This window comes from Streptomyces sp. NPDC090445, assembly GCF_044769385.1.
GTDB lineage: Bacteria > Actinomycetota > Actinomycetes > Streptomycetales > Streptomycetaceae > Streptomyces.
Window position 1 is genome coordinate 162,884 of the sequence record NZ_JBIVXV010000001.1, and the last position, 16,496, is coordinate 179,379.

The window sequence follows — 16,496 nt, forward strand, 5'->3', positions numbered from 1 at the left end:
CCCCGTGAGGGCGGGGCTGGAGCCGGCTGTCTCAGGGGCGCGCTACGCCGACGGCGAGCGCGCCGAGGATGCCGAGGACGATCAGTACGTACTGGGCCTGGCGGGTGCGCTCGGTCACCTCTCGTCCGCCCTGATCGGGCGGCACGCCGGGTCGTCGCGGTAGTGCGCGTGCTGGTTCGGGCGGACTCCAGACACCGAGTCCACGAAGATCGTTTCACACCGGACGCCGAGCGGGCGCTGGCAGCGCGCGCAGATCCTTACCGCGGTCACCGGCCGGCCCCCGACGGGGGGCAGGCCCACGCGTTGACGGTCATCGGGTACGGGCCCTCACGGCCCATCACGAGGCCCGCGAACACGGCGGTGTCACCCAGCGACCTACCGCAGGCAACGCAGTTCCGGCCGCGGACCTGGTCGGGGGTGAGCTGCTCGTACGACGGGAGCGGCATATCGACGCAGGCGGCCGTGTCGGTCATCGCGCGTCCTCGACTTGCGGTGGGCTGCTCGGGCATATCGGCAGCATCTTGTGATGCGGCGCACAGTCTCGACACCCGCACGGTAATCTCACCGTGGGATGGCTTCCCATCCCGCGGCCGGATGAGCGGGAGCTTCACCATGAGCACGCCCCTGGTACCCACCACGCTGCCCGACTGGGCATGGGAGCGGGCCGACGTCCGCCAATCTCTGCGGGCCCGCGACATGAGCGCCGTGTTCCGGTACGTCCAGCAGTACAGCGGCGCCAGTCAGGCCCGGATCGCCGCCGCCGTCGGCATGACGCAAGCCCGTGTCAACGAGATCATCCACCGTCGGCGAGAGGTGTCCCGCCTCGACGTGTACGAGCGGATCGCCGACGGTCTCAGCATGCCGGACGACGCACGCCACTTACTCGGCCTCGCCGCCAGCCGGGAGAAGCGATCTGGCGGGGCTGCGTTCGACCTGGCTGCCTTCCCCGAGGTGGTGCGCGTCTACTCGGGGCAGGCCTCCGCCCAGACGGAGATCCAGCAGCAGGCACGCGCCGCGAAGGAACTGGACATCCTAGCGGTCCGTGGACTGGGCTTGATCGGGCTCAACGACTCCATGCTGCGTGCCCAGCTCAGCCGTCCCGACGGCGGTCTGCGCGTGCGGGTCCTGCTGCTCGACCCCGAGGCGTCAGCTCTGGCCCAACGCGCGGCAGAGATTGGCGAGTCAGCCGAAACACTGGCCAGCGGCGTGCGTCTGGCTGAGGCCCGGTTGCGTGAGCTGTCCGGAATCTGCCACGTCGAGGTGTACCGATACGCCATGCTGCCAACATGGCGGCTCATCCGCGCGGACTCCACTCTGTTCGTGGGCGCGTTCGACGCGGGATGGGAAGGGCACGAGTCGGCCACGTACAAGGTGATGGAGACGCCGCACGGGCCCCTGTACCGGGGGTTCCGGCGCATGTTCGACGCGGTCATCGACGGGGCTGAGCGCACGGTCTGACGGGGAGAGGGGAAGCGAAGTGATCGAGGCGGAACTGAAGGCGCGCGTGCACTCGCCGGAGGCGGTCATGCGGGCGCTCGACAGTCGGGCCGCGTCGCGTGCCGAGGTCTACAGGGATACCTACTACGACCGGCCCGACCGCGGCCTTGAGAAGGCCGGCCAAGAGCTGCGGGTGCGGACGATCCACGGCACCGACGAGACGCGGACCGTGCTCACGTACAAGGGGGCGGCGGTCGACGACGATTCTGGGTCGAAGCCGGAACACGAGACCCGCGTCGACGACGCGGAGGCAGTGCACGCGATGCTCGCCGGCCTCGGCTACGTGCCGGTCATCGCCTTCGAGAAGCGGTGCCGGAACTACGACCTCAAGGCCCGTGGCCGACAGATGCTCGCCACTCTCGTTCGCGTCCCAGAGCTGGATGGAACCTTCTTGGAGCTGGAGACGCTTACCGAGGAGAGAGAACTTATGGAAGCCCTCGCCGACGTCCGTGCGACGCTGACCGATCTTGGCATCAGCGAGGGCGATGTAACCCGAGAGCTGTACACAGACGCCGTTCGTGCACGCCGCGGGTAGTCCGGGACGCACGAAAGTGCGCCCTCCCGGCCCGGAGGGGGCATAGCACTCAGACGATCCGGGTCAACCGCAGCCAGGACCCGGTTTTGATGATCGCGGGGGTGGCGCTCGATGCCGTCTACGCCCACCGCAGCGGAAGCGTCTCGGCCGTGCCACCCACGGTCAGACGGCCCACCGGACACACCGACGAGCCCGCGGTGATGATGCCCACCCCGGACGCCGTCGCCGCATCGTTCCGGCCCAACTTCACGCTACCGATGTTGTTCGTGTTCCCGGCGCTGACCCCGTTCTCCGTCCACGACATCGTGGCCCCCGCCAGCACCGACCAGCCGATCGTCAGGTCCCCCACAGGGTCGCCCTCGACGTCGAGGTACGCCTCGACCGCGTACCAGCCGCCCGCGACCACGGACAGTGCGAGGTGGTCGTCGTCCTGGAGCGCCGTACTACTGGCGACCCGCTCGTCCGCCGACTTCACCGCGATACGGACCTCGGCCTCCGCCGCGGTCATCCGGGTCTCCAGGTCCTGGATGCGGAGTAGCGCATCATCGATGTACCCGTTCAAGGCATTCCCGTTGGCCTCCGAGTAGGCGCCGATCGCGGCCGGGGTGACCGGGTCCGTGCCGCCGGACGCGTGCGACGGGCGGCCGGGGTGACCGGGTCCGTGCCGCCGGACGCGTGCGACGCCGCGTGCGCAGTCGGCGTCCGGGCATTCGTAGTGCTGGCGTCGGTGGAGCGGAGCGCGATCTCAGCCCCGGCGCCGGCCGCGCCGAGCAAGGGCTGTGGCCCCTGCGGCCCGGCCGGGCCGGTCGCACCCGTGGCTCCGCGTACGTACCCGGGCACGCCCGGGTCAGCGACGACCAGATCGAGGATGTCCAGGCTGCCGGAGCCCGACGGCACCTCGAAGGTGCGGCGCCGGACCGGAACCCCGCCGATCGTCTCCGTCACCTGGTAGTACCGGCCCGTCGCAGGCTCGATGCCGGGCTCATCGGTCGGAATGAGCGCGATCGACCACTGCCCGCCCACCACCGGCACCGGATGATCCGGCGCGGCCAGCAGCCGGTCCCCGGCCGTGCTCGCAGACGAGGAGGCTGTACGCGATGTCGACGTAGTTTTCCTCCTCGTTCGCCAGGTGGGAGGCGCGGATCTCGCGGACGTAGTCGTCGCACCGGTCGTGCGGCCGGGAGCTATAGGGGCTGCCGAGGTAGTGCACCTTCGTGCCCTCAGTGTTGGCGATGTAGGCGGCGGGGGATGTGGCCGGCAGGCCGTAGTCCGCCCGGTGTACGAACTGCATGGCGCCTCCAGGGCATGAGAAGGGCCCCGGCCGGATGGCGGGGCGCGGTTTTGTTTGAATGTTCAGGAAACGGTGTGTGAGCCACTTGCGCAGGAGGAGGGCGGCTCGCCGAGCCAGCGCGAGGATTTCCCCTGCGCAGGACGCGTTTGTATCTTTACTTTGCGTCGAGCGGGGCCGGTTTGATCAACACGCGGAGCGTGCGCGCTGATGTTAGCTTGAGATTAGAAGCGCACCTCTGCGGCAGGGGGCGATATCGGTGGAATTTGTCTTCCTGGTTGTGGTCATTGCGATAATTGTGGTTGCTTTAGTCGCTTCTCAGGCTTCCCCCTCGGCTGCAGTTAAGGATCCGGCGAGATTTGGCGATGAGCTGCGCAAGTGTGGTTCCAGCGGAGAATGGCGGAAGGTGGAGAGGCTTCTTCGAGCTCTACCAGATTGGCCAGTCAGGAAGGCCCTCATTGGAGCGGCTAGCAGCCTTTTGGAACTTCAGAGAGGTCTTCCATACGCTCCTCAAGCCGGGGTCCTGGAGGCGGTAATTGAGGGGCTTGAGAATGGAGTACATCAAAGTGAAGAGTTCGTTTGGTCGACAGCTCAACGCGTAGCCGTCCTAGCCAATCAGGCGATCTCCGTTAAACATAAGGAGCTCCCCCCTGGGGCTAGGGAGTGGCTCGATCGCGACGTTAATCACTTGGCATCGGTGGCGCGAGCGGCCCATGGTGCACAGGAAGGATTGACGGTCGCCATTGCCGCCGGCCGCGGTACGGCAGCCAGCCAATCCGCAGACGCGGCCATGGCGCTCGATAAAGTCCGGTATGCCATCCAGCAACTTTCCCACCCAAACCCCAGCTAGCGTATATCGAGAAAGCTCCTTAAATGGATGAATCAAAGGGCTATCTGAAAAGTATATTGTCCTCAATCAATGCCGTGCGAACGGCGGGAAACGGCAAGCCTGAGGATCAAGTTGCTGGCGCCTTGAGCGTCGTCGATCAAGGCGTCGAGTCGGTCAAGGATGATCATTTTAGGTCGCAAGTGGCTTTGAAGGAGTGTGAAATTAGAATCGCGAACTCACGGAAGAGATTGGCCGATCTGCGTGAGAAGGCGAGGGTGTCAGTTCTGGCCGGGGATGATGCGGCGGCTTCCATGTATCTGAGGGATATGCGAGATGTCCAGTCTCGGGTCGCCCCTTATCAGGACATGCTTCAAGAGCTGCGAGAGGCCAGCGATCGCTTGGGTTGGCAGAAGGAGTTCCTGAAGCGGCGCTCAGAAGAACTCCGACAAATGCAACAGGAGGTGAGGCTGAGGGCTGCTCTTGTGAATGCGCAGGATAAGGCGCGGGAGACCGGGAAACATCTTGATCAATTGGTTCGCGAATTTGAGGAAGCCGCTGGCCACCTGCAGGCGTACGAGGCTGTGGCAGCCGATGCCGACGAGGACATCGCGAGGATTCGTCGAGATCAGCGAGCTGAGAACGCGTGGGTGGAGGAGCAGCTTCGGCTACTGAAGAAGGAATCTGCAGGCCCTCCTGAGTCTGGCCGCTCCTGATGACATAGAGCTGCCAAGGAGTCGAGCGACCACCGGGCATTGAGATGCCCCGGCCGGACGGCGCGGGGCGGGAGTTCGATGGACGTCAGGCCTTGGCGGTCTGGACGGCCATGGGGTCGCCTATCGGGTCCGGCGTGCAGGTACCGGTGGGGCTGTTCTCCCTGGCGGTGCATGCCGCCTGGTGCAGCATCGCAGTGGCGTCCGGGCCCAGGGTGTGGTTGGCGCACGCGTACATGGGCACAGTGTCGGTGGGGCCGCCCTCGAAGAAGTGTTGTCTGATTCGCGGCATGCTTGCGCGACTTCGATACGGAGGATGAACCGGTCGTCTGGGCTGTCAAGGTTCCGGACCCCGGAGACCGACGCCAGGGGTAGCCCCTTGCTGTCCGAGACGGCCAGCAGCCGCTCAAGGTCATACGGCTGACGCATGAGCCGGTCGCCTGGCAGACGAGGATCCCGTCGATCTGCCCAGCATCAACAGCGTCGAGGAGGGCGTCCCATCCAGGCCGCTTGCGGTTGCGCTGCCATGCCGACCGGGAGTTGTCCTTGAAGACGTGAGCCTCCGAGATGGCCCAGCCAAGTCGAGCTGCCAACTGCCGGCAGTCGCTCTCCTGTCGGTCGACCTTCTCGACGCTGCCGTCCAGCGCAAAGCTCAGACGGCAGTAGATGCCAGCGCGGGTGGCGCGGCGGTCGTTGGCGCTGCCTACCTGGGGTTTCTGCATGGCTACCTCCTGAGCGGAGTGTAATCAGCTACAACTGTTTCCCCGGGGGCGATCTCGCTTACCCCCGGGGAAACTCTTGCACTGCGATGTACAAGATCCAGGGGGTAGTAGCGCGCCCCCGGCTCCTGTACTAGTCGGCAGCAGAGTTGGACGAAACATGCGAAGGCGGCGTCGGCGCCTGCCCTATCGATGCTGGTTGGTGTGGTCGCAGATGTGCGGAAGCCCCGGCCGGAGCAGCACTCCGGCCGGGGCGGGTTCGCGCCGTACTCAGACTTCGGGCAGGCAATCTCCGCACTCGACATTTCTCGGAGTGCGAGTTTTCGGGTCGACCATGAGAGTCACCCCTACCCCGTGCGGGCAGATCCGGCGGGGCCGCTTCCCGGGTCGTCGCTCGACCCGCGTTGTATCCCAGGTCGCCACTACGTCGCGGAAACGGGGGTCAGCCCACCGTCCGTCGGCTTCTTCGCTCACCGTAACTCCTCCCGCACGGAATGCCGTCGACTGTAGCGGTGCGAGCGCGGCTTGACGCCTAATTCACCCCTCGCTGGGTCAGGCAGGCGGGGCGGCGCAAGCGGAGCCGCCCTCAGTGCACTCGGTGTGCATGCAGTCGCCGGCCTGGATCTCGGTGTCCGCCAGCGGACCCCACAGGCAAGCGTCCGGCTCGTAGCCCGCTTCGCGGATCGCCTCCATGGTGCGGTCAAGCGTGTCGGCGTCGCGACGCAGTGTCTCTGGCCGGTGGTCGATGAAGCGGCCCAGGGAGCTGCACAGTTCCCGGTACATGGCCGTGTGGAGGATGAGCGCGTGCCAGCCCATGTCCACGGCCTTCGAGGGCCGCAGGTGCCGGCCGGTGGACTGGCCAGCGGCGACGACGAACCTCAGCGACTCGTCGACGATCCGGGTGGCCAGTGCCTCCTCGACGCCGTCGTTGTCACGCTGCACCAGGTGCACCACGCGGGTGAACCCCTCGGCGGACAGAAGGTGCCGGGCGGAGGGCGCCAGGGTGGGAGTTGCCATCTCGATGTTCCTTTCTTTCATGGAGTGGTGGGCTCGTCCCGCAGGGGACGGGGTCGGTACCGCTGCCGCTGGATAGACCCAGCGGGGCAGACGTCAGGTGCGCGCTACGCCGACGGCGAGCACGCCGAGGAAGCCGACGACGATCAGCACGTACGGACCTGGCGGGTCCGCTCGGTCATCGCTCATTCGCCCGGATCGGGCGGCACGCCGGGTCGCCCTGGCGGTGCGCGTGCTGGTTTGGGCGGGCGCTGCTCGCCGAGTCCACGAAGATCGTCTCGTAGGTGGTGGTGATGATCGGCCGCTGGCAGCGGGCGCAGATCCGGACCGCGGTCACCGGCCGGCCTGCGGCCCACACGCCCAGACGTCGGCGTCCAAGACGAGGCCGCCGTCGTGGCCGATGACGACCCCGCGGTATACGGCGCCGGGCCCGATCGGCTCGCCGCAGGCGAAGCACGGCTGCCGACAGCGCTGACTCGCGACGCACGAAATCGCCCCCTCCCGCGGCCCGCAGGCCGGAGAGGGGGCGAAGGGCCAGACGATCCGCGTCAGCCGGAGCCAGCTGCCCGTCTTGATGATCGTGGGGGTGGCGCTCGATGCCGTCTGCGCCCACCGCAGCTGCAGCGTCCCGGCCGTACCGCCCGCGGTCAGGCGGCCCACCGGACACACCGACGAGCCAGCGGCGATGATGCCCACCCCGGACGTCGCGGCCGCGTCGTTCCGGCCCAGCTTCACGGACCCGATGTTGTTGGTGTTCCCGGCGCTTACGCCGTTCTCCGTCCAGGACATCGTGGCCCCGGCCGGAACCGGCCAGCCGATCGTCAGGTCCCCCGCAGGGTCGCCCTGGACATCGAGATAGGCCTTGAGTACATCCCGGTGCTCCCTGCCAATGATCGTCGCGGCTATCGGCGCCCTCAGCCGGTAGGGCCCGTACAGACGAAGCGCCCCCTCGCGCCCGTCAGCGGGACGACAGGCGGGCCCGGAGGGACGGGTGGTCGGCGATGACCGTGGCGCTGCCCGGGGCGATTTCCGTGAAGCCTGCGTCGCGGACGACCGGGAGGCCGGTGGTGGTCAGGGTCGGCCAGGTGGCGCGGTCCGCTGTGCGGACCTGGAGGGGGAAGTCCGACTGCTGCCAGGCCGTGCGTTCCGCGGGGGGCAGTTCCCACCAGGCCAGTTGGGCCGCGTGGCCGGCCTGGGCCATGGCCTTGCCGGCGGACATGTCCAGGTCCGGGTTGAGCCAGAGGACCGGGGTGTCCGGGGTGGGCGGGGAGGTCGGCTCCGGGTCGTCGAGGTCCGTGCCCGACACCTGGAGCTTGGCCAGTTCCTTGGGCCAGCCGTCCAGGGGGATCGGCGGGAAGACGCGTACCTCTGCCGAGGCGCCGTGCACCGTGATCCCGGGGAGGGTGCCGGCCTTGCGCCACTCCGCGCCGCGCGCCCGCCGCACCACCTTGCGGATCCGCGCGTCCTGCCAGTCGCGCACCGCCTGAGCCCACTCGCCCTCGCCGTGCGCCCGCTCGTCCGACAGCAGGACCAGCACCGCACGCGCGGCCGTCTCCAACGCGTCCGTACGGGCGGGCGGTTCGGCCTTCTCGATCCGTACGACCAGGGGCAGCACGAACTGCGGGGCGTCGTCGCGGGCGGCGTGCTCCTGCCGGAAGGGGCTGTCGGCCCCCACGGCGGGTACGTCTGAAGTGTGGTGCGCGTCCTGGCTGCTCATCCTGCCAAGGATGCCAGGCTCCGCCTCCAGGATGATGCCGCGGGGGTGCCGGCCGGGCGAGGATCAGGCCCATGAAGAGCGACCTTTTCTCGTCCGGGCACCTCGTCCAGCCCGCCGCCGCTCCCGGCATGTCCCTGCAGAACGCCAAGTCGGTGAAGTACGCCGTGAACGGAGAGATGCTCGCCCGGCAGGGTTCGATGGTCGCCTTCCGCGGCAACCTCCAGTTCGAGCGCAAGGGCCAGGGCATAGGCGGCATGCTCAAGCGCGCCGTCACCGGCGAGGGCCTGCCGCTGATGACCGTACGCGGCCAGGGCGAGGCCTGGTTCGCCCACCAGGCCGGCCACTGCTTCATCGTCGACTTCGAGCCGGGCGACGCCCTGACCGTCAACGGGCGCAACGTGCTCTGCTTCGACTCCACCCTCGCCTACGAGATCAAGATGATGAAGGGCTCCGGCATGACCGGCGGCGGCCTCTTCAACAGCGTCTTCACCGGCACCGGCAAGCTCGCCGTGGTCTGCGACGGCAATCCGATCGTCATACCCGTCACCGCGCAGTCCCCGGTGTACGTGGACACGGACGCGGTGGTCGGGTGGAGTGCGCGGCTGGAGACGGGCCTGCACCGCTCCCAGTCGGTCGGCTCCATGCTGCGCGGCGGCTCCGGCGAGGCCGTCCAGCTGAAGCTGTCCGGCGACGGCTTCGTCATCGTCCGGCCCAGCGAGGTCACCGAGGTCACGGCGGCCGCCCACTGAAGCTGACCGGCGTCGGCCGCCGCCACGGGCCCCGGCGGCCCTGGGTGCTGCGAGGCGTCTCCCTGGAGCTCGCGCCGGGGACGCTGGTACGCATCGAAGGCCGCAACGGCGGCGGCAAGTCGACCCTGATGCGGATCATCGCCGGCATCGACGCCCCGACCGAGGGCCGGGTCACCGGCCGCCCGCGGCGTACCGGCTTCGTACCCGAACGCTTTCCGGCGGTCCTGCCGCTCACCGCGGCGTCCTACCTCGCGCACATGGGTCGGGTGCACGGGCTGCCGCGGGCCGAGGCGGCGCGCCGGGCCGCGTACTGGCTGGAGCGGTTCGGGGCCGGTGCGCACGCCCGCACCCCGCTCGCCGAACTGTCCAAGGGCAGCAGCCAGAAGGTCGCCGTCGCCCAGGCCCTGCTCGCCGAGCCCGGCCTGCTCGTCCTCGACGAGGCCTGGACCGGCCTCGACGCGCCGGCCCGCGTGGAGCTCGACCGGGCCGTCGCCGAGCGGACGGCCGCCGGCGGGGCGGTGGTCTTCGTCGACCACGATCCGGCGCGGCTCGCGGGCGCGCCCGACGCCCGGCACCGGGTGGAGGGGACCGGCCTCGTTCCCGTCCCGGTGGGGGAGGGCGCCCTGCCGGCGGATACGGGGCCCTGGGTGCGGATCCGGGCGGCCGGGGCGGCCGGTGCGGCCGGGGCGGCCGGTGCCGTGCTGCCGGCCGGGCTGGACGCCGCCTCGGTCGCCCCCGACGGCGGTCTGCTGGTCACGGTGCCCGCCGCCCGGTCCGATGCCGTGCTGCGCGCCCTGCTCACGGCGACGCCGCCCTGGCACATCCGAGGCGTGGAGGAAGTGCAGTGACCGCCGTGACCGGCTTCCCCGGGCTTGCCGCGCTTGCCGGGTTGGTCCGCTATCAGAGTGCGCTGTTGCTGCGCTCGCAGCGGTGGATCGGGCCGCTGCTGCTCTACGCCGCCTTTCTGGCCGCCGGGATCCGGCCCGGGGAGCCGGTGCTCGACTCGCTGGGCTGGGCGGCGGCCGGGCTGGTGCCGGTCGCCGCCTGGTTGGTCCGGGTCTGCGTCACCAACGAGCCCGCCGCCGCGCGTGATTGCGCCGCCGCCGCGGCGGGCCCCGTACGCGTGCACGCGGCGGCCCTGCTGACCGCCCTCGGCGGGGCGCTGCTCGCCGGGGCGGTGGCCGCCGCGGTGGTGCTGCTGGTGGGCGGGCGCGCCGGGGTGCCCGCCGGGACGGCCGCGGGCGCGGCGGCCCTGGCGGTGCCGGCCTGCGCGCTGGCCGGCACGGCGGTCGGGGCGCTGGGCAGCCGGCCGCTGGTGCGCCCGACGGGCTTCGCGGTCCTGGCCGGCGGCCTCGGTTCCCTGGCCGCCCTGGGCCTGTCCGGTTCCCCGGCCCGCGGCGCGGTGACGGCCCTGGTCGCGGGGTCCCGTACGGGCACGGTGGCCACCGCCGGGCTGGCGGCGGCCACCGCGGCGGCCCTGGCCCTGGCCTGGGGGGCAGGGGCGGTGGCCTGCCTGGTGGCGCGGCGGCGCGGCTGAGCTGCCGCGCCTGTACGCGGGCCGGGCCGGGCCGCCATCGCAGCCGCGGCTACTTTCCGATGAGCTCGGACACCTTCACGAACCGGTAGCCGCGGTTGCGGAGCTCCGGGACGATCTTGCGGATGGCCTCCTCGGTGACCGGGGCGGCGCTGCGCGTGCAGTGCATGACCACCACCGAGCCCGGCTTCACTCCGGCGATCACCTGCTGGGCCACCGCGTTCGGGTCCTTGGCGAAGGCGTCCCCGCTGACCACGTCCCACTGGACCGCCGTGACCTTGGCCGTGGACAGGGCCCGCAGTGCCTGGTCGTCGTAGCAGCCGCCGGGGAAGCGGAAGTAGGGGACGGTGTTGACGGCGCCGGCCGTGCGGAAGGCGGCGAAGGCCCGGTCCACGTCGGCCCGGGCGGCCGCGGCGTCGAGCGCGGGGAGCCCGTAGCAGGGGGACTTGAAGGCGTGGTGGCTGTAGGAGTGGTTCGCGATCTCGAAGGTCGGGTCGGTGCCGATCGCCTTCACCTGGTCGGGGTACTCCTCGGCCCAGCGGCCCGTCATGAAGATCGTGGACGGCACTTTCAGGGACCGCAGCGTGGAGATGAGCTGGGGGTTGTCGAAGTGCTCCCCGCCGGCGGCGCGCGGCCCCTGGTCGGAGGTCATGTCGGCGTCGAAGGTCAGGGCGACGGTCTTCTCGGTCTGCTGCTTCGCCCGTTCGAAGACCGGGGTGAGGCCGTTCGGGCCGAGGGGCAGGGTCGGGACCTTGCCGGGGCCGGGGGCGGCGGGCGGGGCGGACTGGGGGGTGTGGGGGGAGGAGGCCGCCGGCGCGGGGGCGGCGGGGGTGCCCAGACGGGCCTGCCCGCCCTGGCCGGAGGCGGGGGCGCTGCCGCCTCCGCATCCGGCGAGGGCGGTGCAGAGCGCGGCACCGAGGGCGGCCGTGGCCACCGCATTGCGCACAGAAAGGGTCACGCAGGCAAAATATATGACGATCTGATTGACGGATGTTCGCGGCGCGGGTGTGGGCAGGCCGATCCCCCGTCCGGCGTGCCGGACCGGATCAGTGCCAGGGGCCGGTCACGGCGAAGGTGGTGCCGGGGGTGTACGCGTTGACGTACATGGTGCGGCCGTCCGGGGAGAAGGTCACCCCGGCGAACTCGCCGAACTCCGGGGCCCCGGGCCGGCCGATGTCGTCGGCGTTGCGGGCCACCGGGTAGACCTCGCCGCCCGGCGTGACCCCGAAGACGTACTGGGCGCCGCCGCCGTCCTCGCACACCATCAGGCCGCCGTCGGGGGCCAGACAGATGTTGTCGGGGGAGTCGCCCGGCAACCGGACGTCGGCGGCCGGCCCGAAGACCACGTCCAGCCGGACCGTGCCCCGCGCCGGGTCGTGGAACCACACCTGGCCGTGGTGGTCGGCCGCGGCCCCCTCGGTGCTGCGGGCGTAGCTGGAGACGAAGTGGACGCCGCCGTTGCCGCCCCAGTAGCAGCCCTCCAGCTTCTGGGCGTGGGTGATGCCGCCCGGCCCGAAGTCCTGGAACCGGATCGGGGTGCCGGCCGCCGACGGGTCGGGTACGGGCACCCACTCGGCCGGGAACTCGGCGCCGGGCTCGGTGACCACGGACAGGTCCGGCACCCCCGGCACGCGCAGCGCCTGGAGCTGCCCGCCGGCCCGCAGGGAGCCGGGGCCGCCGAGCGGCCGCGCGGGCAGGAAGCGGAAGAAGAGCCCGAACGGCTCGACGAAGGCGTCCTCCGTCTCGTACACGGTGCCGCGGTACGGGTCCACGGCGACGGCCTCGTGCGCGAAGCGGCCGAGCGCGGTCAGCGGGACGGCGCCGGAGCGGTGCGGGTCGGCGGGGTCGACCTCGAACACGAAGCCGTGGTCCCGGGTGTAGCCGGAGGTGCCGGCCCGGTCCTCGGTCTCCTCGCAGCTCAGCCAGGTGTTCCAGGGGGTGCGGCCGCCCGCGCAGTTGACGGCGGTGCCGGCGAGGGCGACGCGCTCGGCGGTGACGGCGCCGGCCGGGTCGAGGCCGAGGAGGGTGCAGCCGCCGAGGGCGGCGGGGTCGTAGGTCAGGCCGTCGACGGCCGGGACGTGCAACGACGCCGTGGTCCGGTTCTCGTGGTTGCGGACGAGCCGGACCCCTCCGCCTGAGCCGGCCGCGAAGGCGGCCATGCCGTCGCAGTTGGCGGGTACGGTGCCCTCGCCGGAGCGCAGCGGGTCCCCGGCCCGGGACAGGACGCGGTACGTGAACCCGGCGGGCAGGTCGAGCAGCCCGTCCGGGTCGGGCAGGAGGGGGCCGTACCCGGCCCGGGCCCGGGCGGCGGCACGCGGGTCGGCGGCGTGGAGCGCGCCGAGGCTCCCGGCGAGGGTGATGCCGGCGGCGAGCAGACTGCGGCGGGAGAGGGACATGGCGGTTCCCCGGGGCGAGGTCGGGCGGTTGACCGGCCCGTGGTACCACGCCCGCCCCGCCCGTACCCCGTGCCCCGCCCGCTCCTTCACCCCGCCGGCGGCCTCCAGCTGGCCCGCCGCACGCAGAGCTGCCGTCGTACGGGCCGCAGGGCTCAACCGGGCGGGTCCACCGAGGGGGCGCGGCCGCACGGGTCGGTTCGACGTCGGTCGCTCACGCTTCCTCGGCGTCGGCGCAGATGGCGTAGGCGTCGTACGAGCCGGTGACCTGACCGTTGTTGATCACGAACACGACCCACGCCGTGTTGTCGGGGGCCTGGGGGAACGACCGGACGATCTGAATGTCTCCGGTGTTGCCGAAGAAGCCGCCGCCCAGCACCTTCTTGCCGGCCGGGCACGGCACGATGGTCTGTGCGGGGCTACCGGCGTCGACGAGCAGGTTCGTCTGGGACACCACTTCGTACCCGGAGATCGCGGCGGCGCCGTCGCTTCCGCCGCCTCCGTCGCCCTGTGACGTCGCCGTCGCCGACTGGTTGCAGCTGGACGACTGCGTGCCGTTGAAGGTGTTGCCCTGGCCGACCTGCCCGGACGGGAAGCAGGCGAGCGTGACCGAGGGGTTGATGTTCGGCAGCAGGTTGTCGACCACGGACAGCAGCGGAGTGTCCTGGGCCTGCGCGGTTCCTGCACCGAGGACCAGCGCGATCGCCGATGCGGTGACCGTGGCGAAGAAGCGGCGTGCCTTCACGGGGGCGTCCCTTCGTACTTCTGCTCGTTTCCCGTGGCTGTCAGATCCAGCCACCGGACAGAACGAGGGAGCCGACGGTGCCGTCACCGGGGAATGCGCCGGATGACCCGCTTGGCCCTGGCGGACGCGTGGCGGCCCCTTGCGGCCGGACGCCCCGTCTGCCCGTCACAGAGGGCAGGCAGACGGGGCGTCCGGTGTCCCGGGGCTTCGGGCCCGGGCGGGCCCGGGGCCCGTCGGGGCGTCAGGCGAGCTTCGCGCTCAGGGTGATGGTCGTGCCCGTCAGGGCCTGGCTCACCGGGCAGTTCTTCTTGGCGTCCTCGGCCGCGGCCTGGAAGCCCGCCTCGTCCAGCCCGGGGACCTCGCCCTCCACCGTCAGGTGGATGCCGGTAATGCCCTCGCCCGGCTGGAAGGTGACGTCCGCCTTCGTCTCCAGGCGGGTGGGCGGCGTGCCCTTGCCGGCCAGGCCGTGGGACAGGGCCATCGAGAAGCAGCTGGAGTGCGCGGCCGCGATCAGCTCTTCCGGGCTGGTCTTGCCGTTCGCCGCCTCCGCGCGGGACGGCCAGGAGACGTCGTACGACCCGATACCCGAGGAGTCGAGGGTGACGACACCCTTGCCCTCCAGCAGGTTGCCTTCCCAGACGGTGTGTGCGTGACGGGTGGTGGCCATGTTCGCTGATGTCCCTTCGCAGGAAAGTGGGGAAAGGCCGGTCCGCCCGAAAAAGCGGCCCGGCGCCCCCAAACCTACTGGGACACCAGGGGTTTCGCGTCACGCGCCAGCGCCGTGAGTCGGGATATGGCGCGGAAGTACTTCTTGCGGTAGCCGCCGTTCAGCATGTCGTCACTGAACAGCCTGTCGAACGGGGCACCCGAGGCGAGCACCGGTATCTCGCGGTCGTACAGCCGGTCCGCGAGGACGACGAGCCGCAGGGCGGTCGACTGGTCCGGCACGGGGACCACGTCGGTGAGGCAGACCGCGCTGATGCCGTCGGTGAGGGCGCCGTACCGGCTGGGGTGCACCTTGGCCAGGTGGTCGAGGAGCCCGGGGAAGTCGTCGAGGCTCGCGCCCTCGGTGGCGTACGCGGCCTTCGCCACCTGCTCGTCCGAGAACGGCGCCGGGGCCTCCGGCAGCCCGCGGTGGCGGTAGTCCTGGCCGTCGATGCGCAGCGGCCGGAAGTGCGCCGAGAGCCCCTGGATCTCGCGCAGGAAGTCCACGGCCGCGAAGCGGCCCTCGCCGAGCTTGCCGGGCAGCGTGTTGGAGGTGGCGGCCAGCGCCACGCCCCGCTCGACGAGCCGGCTGAGCAGGGAGGAGACGAGCACGGTGTCGCCCGGGTCGTCCAGCTCGAACTCGTCGATGCACAGCAGCCGGTGTCCGCCGAGGGTGTTCACGGTCTGCTGGAAGCCGAGGGCGCCGACCAGGTTGGTCAGCTCCACGAAGGTGCCGAAGGCCTTCAGCGCGGGCTCGGCCGGGGTGGCGTGCCAGAGGGAGGCCAGCAGGTGGGTCTTGCCGACGCCGTAGCCGCCGTCGAGGTACACGCCGCGCGGGGCGGCGGGGGCGGCGGCCTTCGGGGTGCGGGAGAACCAGCGCCGCTTGCCGGAGCCGGTGGCGTGCGCGCCGCCCAGCCCGGCGGCGAAGCCGCTGAGGGTGGTGACCGCCTCGGCCTGGCTCGGCTGGGTGGGGTCCGGCACGTAGGTGTCGAAGCGCACCGAGTCGAAACGCGGCGGCGGCACCATCTCGGCCACCAGCCGCTCGGCGGGCACCCGGGGCTCGCGGGCGCACAGGGACTGCGGGCCCGCGTCGGCTATCAGGGATCGCCCGTGGGTGGAACCGGAAGCGGAGAGTGATGTTGGCACAGCTCCTCACTGTACGCGGCGTGGCACACTGCACCGATGCGACGCCTGTTCCCTGTGACCGATCAGACATCCCGCCCCGCAGGCCCCGGCTCGGGGGATCGCGCCGCGGACGCGGACAGCCGCCCCGCCGCCCGCCCCGCCGCCCGCCCGGACGCCGGCTCCGAGGACGCCCGCCCCGCGGACTTCGAAGACCGCGAGTGGTCGCTGGACGAGCTGGCGGAGGCCTACGCGTACCCCGACACCGGGCCGGACGGCCACTGGCTGCGGGCGAACATGGTGTCGACCCTGGACGGCGCCGCCCAGCACGAGGGCCGCTCGCAGCCGATCTCCAGCGACACCGACATGCGGATCTTCGGCACCCTGCGGGCGCTGGCCGACGTGGTGATCGCCGGCGCGGAAACGGTTCGCCAGGAGGGCTACCGCCCGGCCCGGGCGCGGGAGGCCTTCGCGGCCCGCCGCGCGGCCGCCGGGCAGGGGCCCGCGCCCGCCATCGCGGTGGTCACGTCGGGGGCGGACCTGCACTACTCGCTGCCCCTGTTCACCTCCCCGCTGGTGCCGACCCTGCTGGTCACCGGCGCCGGCGCCCCGGCCGGCAAGGTGGCCGAGGCGGCCAGGGCCGGGGCGGAGATCGTCGTGGCCGGGGACGGGGCGGCCGTGGACCCGGCCCGCGTGGTGCGGGAGCTCGCGGACCGCGGGCTGCGCCGCCAGCTCACCGAAGGCGGGCCCCGGCTGCTGGGCCAGTTCGTGGCCGCCGACGTGCTCGACGAGCTGTGCCTGACGATCTCCCCGATGCTCACGGCGGGTGACGCCCAGCGCATCGCCGGAGGGCCCGGGGTGGCCGTGCCGCACCGGCTCGCGCCGGCCTCCGTGCTGGAGGAGGCCGGGTTCCTCTTCACGCGCTACCGTCGGATCTGA

Annotated in this window: 19 protein-coding genes and 1 pseudogene; 7 read left to right on the forward strand and 13 right to left on the reverse strand. The window is 71.3% G+C overall.

The genetic code is table 11. The features are described 5' to 3' along the window. Nucleotides 1–266: 266 nt before the first annotated feature. Nucleotides 267–473, reverse strand: a complete 207-nt coding sequence (locus ACIQUT_RS00750; RefSeq protein WP_403557802.1) for a hypothetical protein — start codon at nucleotides 471–473, stop codon at nucleotides 267–269. A 139-nt stretch (nucleotides 474–612) separates the two neighbouring features. On the opposite strand from ACIQUT_RS00750, the gene ACIQUT_RS00755 reads away from it, so the two are divergent. Both ACIQUT_RS00755 and cyaB read left to right on the forward strand, forming a co-directional pair. After that, on the forward strand, nucleotides 613–1,458 hold the full coding sequence (locus ACIQUT_RS00755; protein WP_403557804.1) for an XRE family transcriptional regulator: 846 nt from the start codon (nucleotides 613–615) through the stop codon (nucleotides 1,456–1,458). Nucleotides 1,459–1,477: 19 nt separating this feature from the next. Beyond that, nucleotides 1,478–2,032 carry a class IV adenylate cyclase gene (cyaB, locus tag ACIQUT_RS00760; protein ID WP_403557805.1) on the forward strand — a complete coding sequence of 185 codons (555 nt, stop codon included), beginning with the start codon at nucleotides 1,478–1,480 and terminating at the stop codon, nucleotides 2,030–2,032. Between the two features lie 118 nt (nucleotides 2,033–2,150). Here cyaB and ACIQUT_RS00765 read toward each other — a convergent pair whose 3' ends face one another. Both ACIQUT_RS00765 and ACIQUT_RS00770 read right to left on the reverse strand, forming a co-directional pair. After that, nucleotides 2,151–2,594, reverse strand: a complete 444-nt coding sequence (locus ACIQUT_RS00765) for a hypothetical protein (RefSeq protein WP_403557807.1) — start codon at nucleotides 2,592–2,594, stop codon at nucleotides 2,151–2,153. A 420-nt stretch (nucleotides 2,595–3,014) separates the two neighbouring features. Further along, a complete protein-coding gene (locus ACIQUT_RS00770; protein ID WP_403557809.1) occupies nucleotides 3,015–3,323 on the reverse strand; it encodes a hypothetical protein in 309 nt (102 codons plus the stop codon). An 870-nt stretch (nucleotides 3,324–4,193) separates the two neighbouring features. Between ACIQUT_RS00770 and ACIQUT_RS00775 the strand changes: the two genes are divergently transcribed. Further along, the gene (locus tag ACIQUT_RS00775) at nucleotides 4,194–4,862 is read left to right on the forward strand and encodes a hypothetical protein (RefSeq protein WP_403557811.1); all 669 of its coding nucleotides are present in this window, start codon (nucleotides 4,194–4,196) and stop codon (nucleotides 4,860–4,862) included. Between the two features lie 85 nt (nucleotides 4,863–4,947). On the opposite strand, the gene ACIQUT_RS00780 is transcribed toward ACIQUT_RS00775, so the two are convergent. The 5 genes and pseudogenes from ACIQUT_RS00780 to ACIQUT_RS00800 form a co-directional block, all read right to left on the reverse strand. Beyond that, nucleotides 4,948–5,151, reverse strand: coding sequence for a hypothetical protein (locus ACIQUT_RS00780; RefSeq protein ID WP_403559356.1), 204 nt, complete (start codon nucleotides 5,149–5,151; stop codon nucleotides 4,948–4,950). Between the two features lie 160 nt (nucleotides 5,152–5,311). Beyond that, nucleotides 5,312–5,581 (reverse strand): annotated as a pseudogene (locus ACIQUT_RS00785) (recombinase family protein); the annotation flags it as partial. 549 nt (nucleotides 5,582–6,130) lie between these two features. Further along, the gene (locus tag ACIQUT_RS00790; RefSeq protein WP_403557813.1) at nucleotides 6,131–6,595 is read right to left on the reverse strand and encodes a glycine-rich domain-containing protein; all 465 of its coding nucleotides are present in this window, start codon (nucleotides 6,593–6,595) and stop codon (nucleotides 6,131–6,133) included. A gap of 330 nt (nucleotides 6,596–6,925) precedes the next feature. Further along, nucleotides 6,926–7,381, reverse strand: coding sequence for a hypothetical protein (locus ACIQUT_RS00795; RefSeq protein WP_403557815.1), 456 nt, complete (start codon nucleotides 7,379–7,381; stop codon nucleotides 6,926–6,928). Between the two features lie 169 nt (nucleotides 7,382–7,550). Beyond that, the gene (locus tag ACIQUT_RS00800; protein WP_403557817.1) at nucleotides 7,551–8,309 is read right to left on the reverse strand and encodes an aminoacyl-tRNA hydrolase; all 759 of its coding nucleotides are present in this window, start codon (nucleotides 8,307–8,309) and stop codon (nucleotides 7,551–7,553) included. A 71-nt stretch (nucleotides 8,310–8,380) separates the two neighbouring features. Here ACIQUT_RS00800 and ACIQUT_RS00805 point away from each other — a divergent pair, with 71 nt between their 5' ends. From ACIQUT_RS00805 to ACIQUT_RS00815, 3 genes are read left to right on the forward strand one after another with little or no spacing between them, the layout of a single operon-like run. Beyond that, nucleotides 8,381–9,058, forward strand: coding sequence for an AIM24 family protein (locus ACIQUT_RS00805; RefSeq protein WP_403557818.1), 678 nt, complete (start codon nucleotides 8,381–8,383; stop codon nucleotides 9,056–9,058). Beyond that, on the forward strand, nucleotides 9,055–9,906 hold the full coding sequence (locus ACIQUT_RS00810; protein WP_403559240.1) for an ATP-binding cassette domain-containing protein: 852 nt from the start codon (nucleotides 9,055–9,057) through the stop codon (nucleotides 9,904–9,906). The genes ACIQUT_RS00805 and ACIQUT_RS00810 overlap by 4 nt, the downstream gene beginning before the upstream one ends. Next, the gene (locus ACIQUT_RS00815) at nucleotides 9,903–10,595 is read left to right on the forward strand and encodes an ABC transporter (RefSeq protein ID WP_403557820.1); all 693 of its coding nucleotides are present in this window, start codon (nucleotides 9,903–9,905) and stop codon (nucleotides 10,593–10,595) included. The genes ACIQUT_RS00810 and ACIQUT_RS00815 overlap by 4 nt, the downstream gene beginning before the upstream one ends. Nucleotides 10,596–10,644: 49 nt before the next feature. Here the strand turns inward: ACIQUT_RS00815 and ACIQUT_RS00820 are convergent, their stop codons facing one another. The 5 genes from ACIQUT_RS00820 to zapE all read right to left on the reverse strand — a co-directional run bounded on the left by ACIQUT_RS00820 (nucleotide 10,645) and on the right by zapE (nucleotide 15,581). Continuing rightward, entirely contained in the window at nucleotides 10,645–11,550 is a 906-nt protein-coding gene (locus ACIQUT_RS00820) for a polysaccharide deacetylase family protein (RefSeq protein ID WP_403557822.1), read from the reverse strand. An 88-nt stretch (nucleotides 11,551–11,638) separates the two neighbouring features. After that, nucleotides 11,639–12,988, reverse strand: coding sequence for an alkaline phosphatase PhoX (locus ACIQUT_RS00825; RefSeq protein ID WP_403557824.1), 1,350 nt, complete (start codon nucleotides 12,986–12,988; stop codon nucleotides 11,639–11,641). A gap of 211 nt (nucleotides 12,989–13,199) precedes the next feature. Beyond that, the gene (locus tag ACIQUT_RS00830; protein WP_403557826.1) at nucleotides 13,200–13,730 is read right to left on the reverse strand and encodes a hypothetical protein; all 531 of its coding nucleotides are present in this window, start codon (nucleotides 13,728–13,730) and stop codon (nucleotides 13,200–13,202) included. A gap of 241 nt (nucleotides 13,731–13,971) precedes the next feature. After that, the gene (locus ACIQUT_RS00835; RefSeq protein WP_179177542.1) at nucleotides 13,972–14,397 is read right to left on the reverse strand and encodes an OsmC family protein; all 426 of its coding nucleotides are present in this window, start codon (nucleotides 14,395–14,397) and stop codon (nucleotides 13,972–13,974) included. A gap of 74 nt (nucleotides 14,398–14,471) precedes the next feature. Then, nucleotides 14,472–15,581: a cell division protein ZapE gene (zapE, locus tag ACIQUT_RS00840; RefSeq protein ID WP_403557828.1), complete on the reverse strand. Its 1,110-nt coding sequence runs from the start codon at nucleotides 15,579–15,581 to the stop codon at nucleotides 14,472–14,474. Nucleotides 15,582–15,617: 36 nt separating this feature from the next. On the opposite strand from zapE, the gene ACIQUT_RS00845 reads away from it, so the two are divergent. Beyond that, the gene (locus ACIQUT_RS00845) at nucleotides 15,618–16,496 is read left to right on the forward strand and encodes a pyrimidine reductase family protein (RefSeq protein WP_403557830.1); all 879 of its coding nucleotides are present in this window, start codon (nucleotides 15,618–15,620) and stop codon (nucleotides 16,494–16,496) included.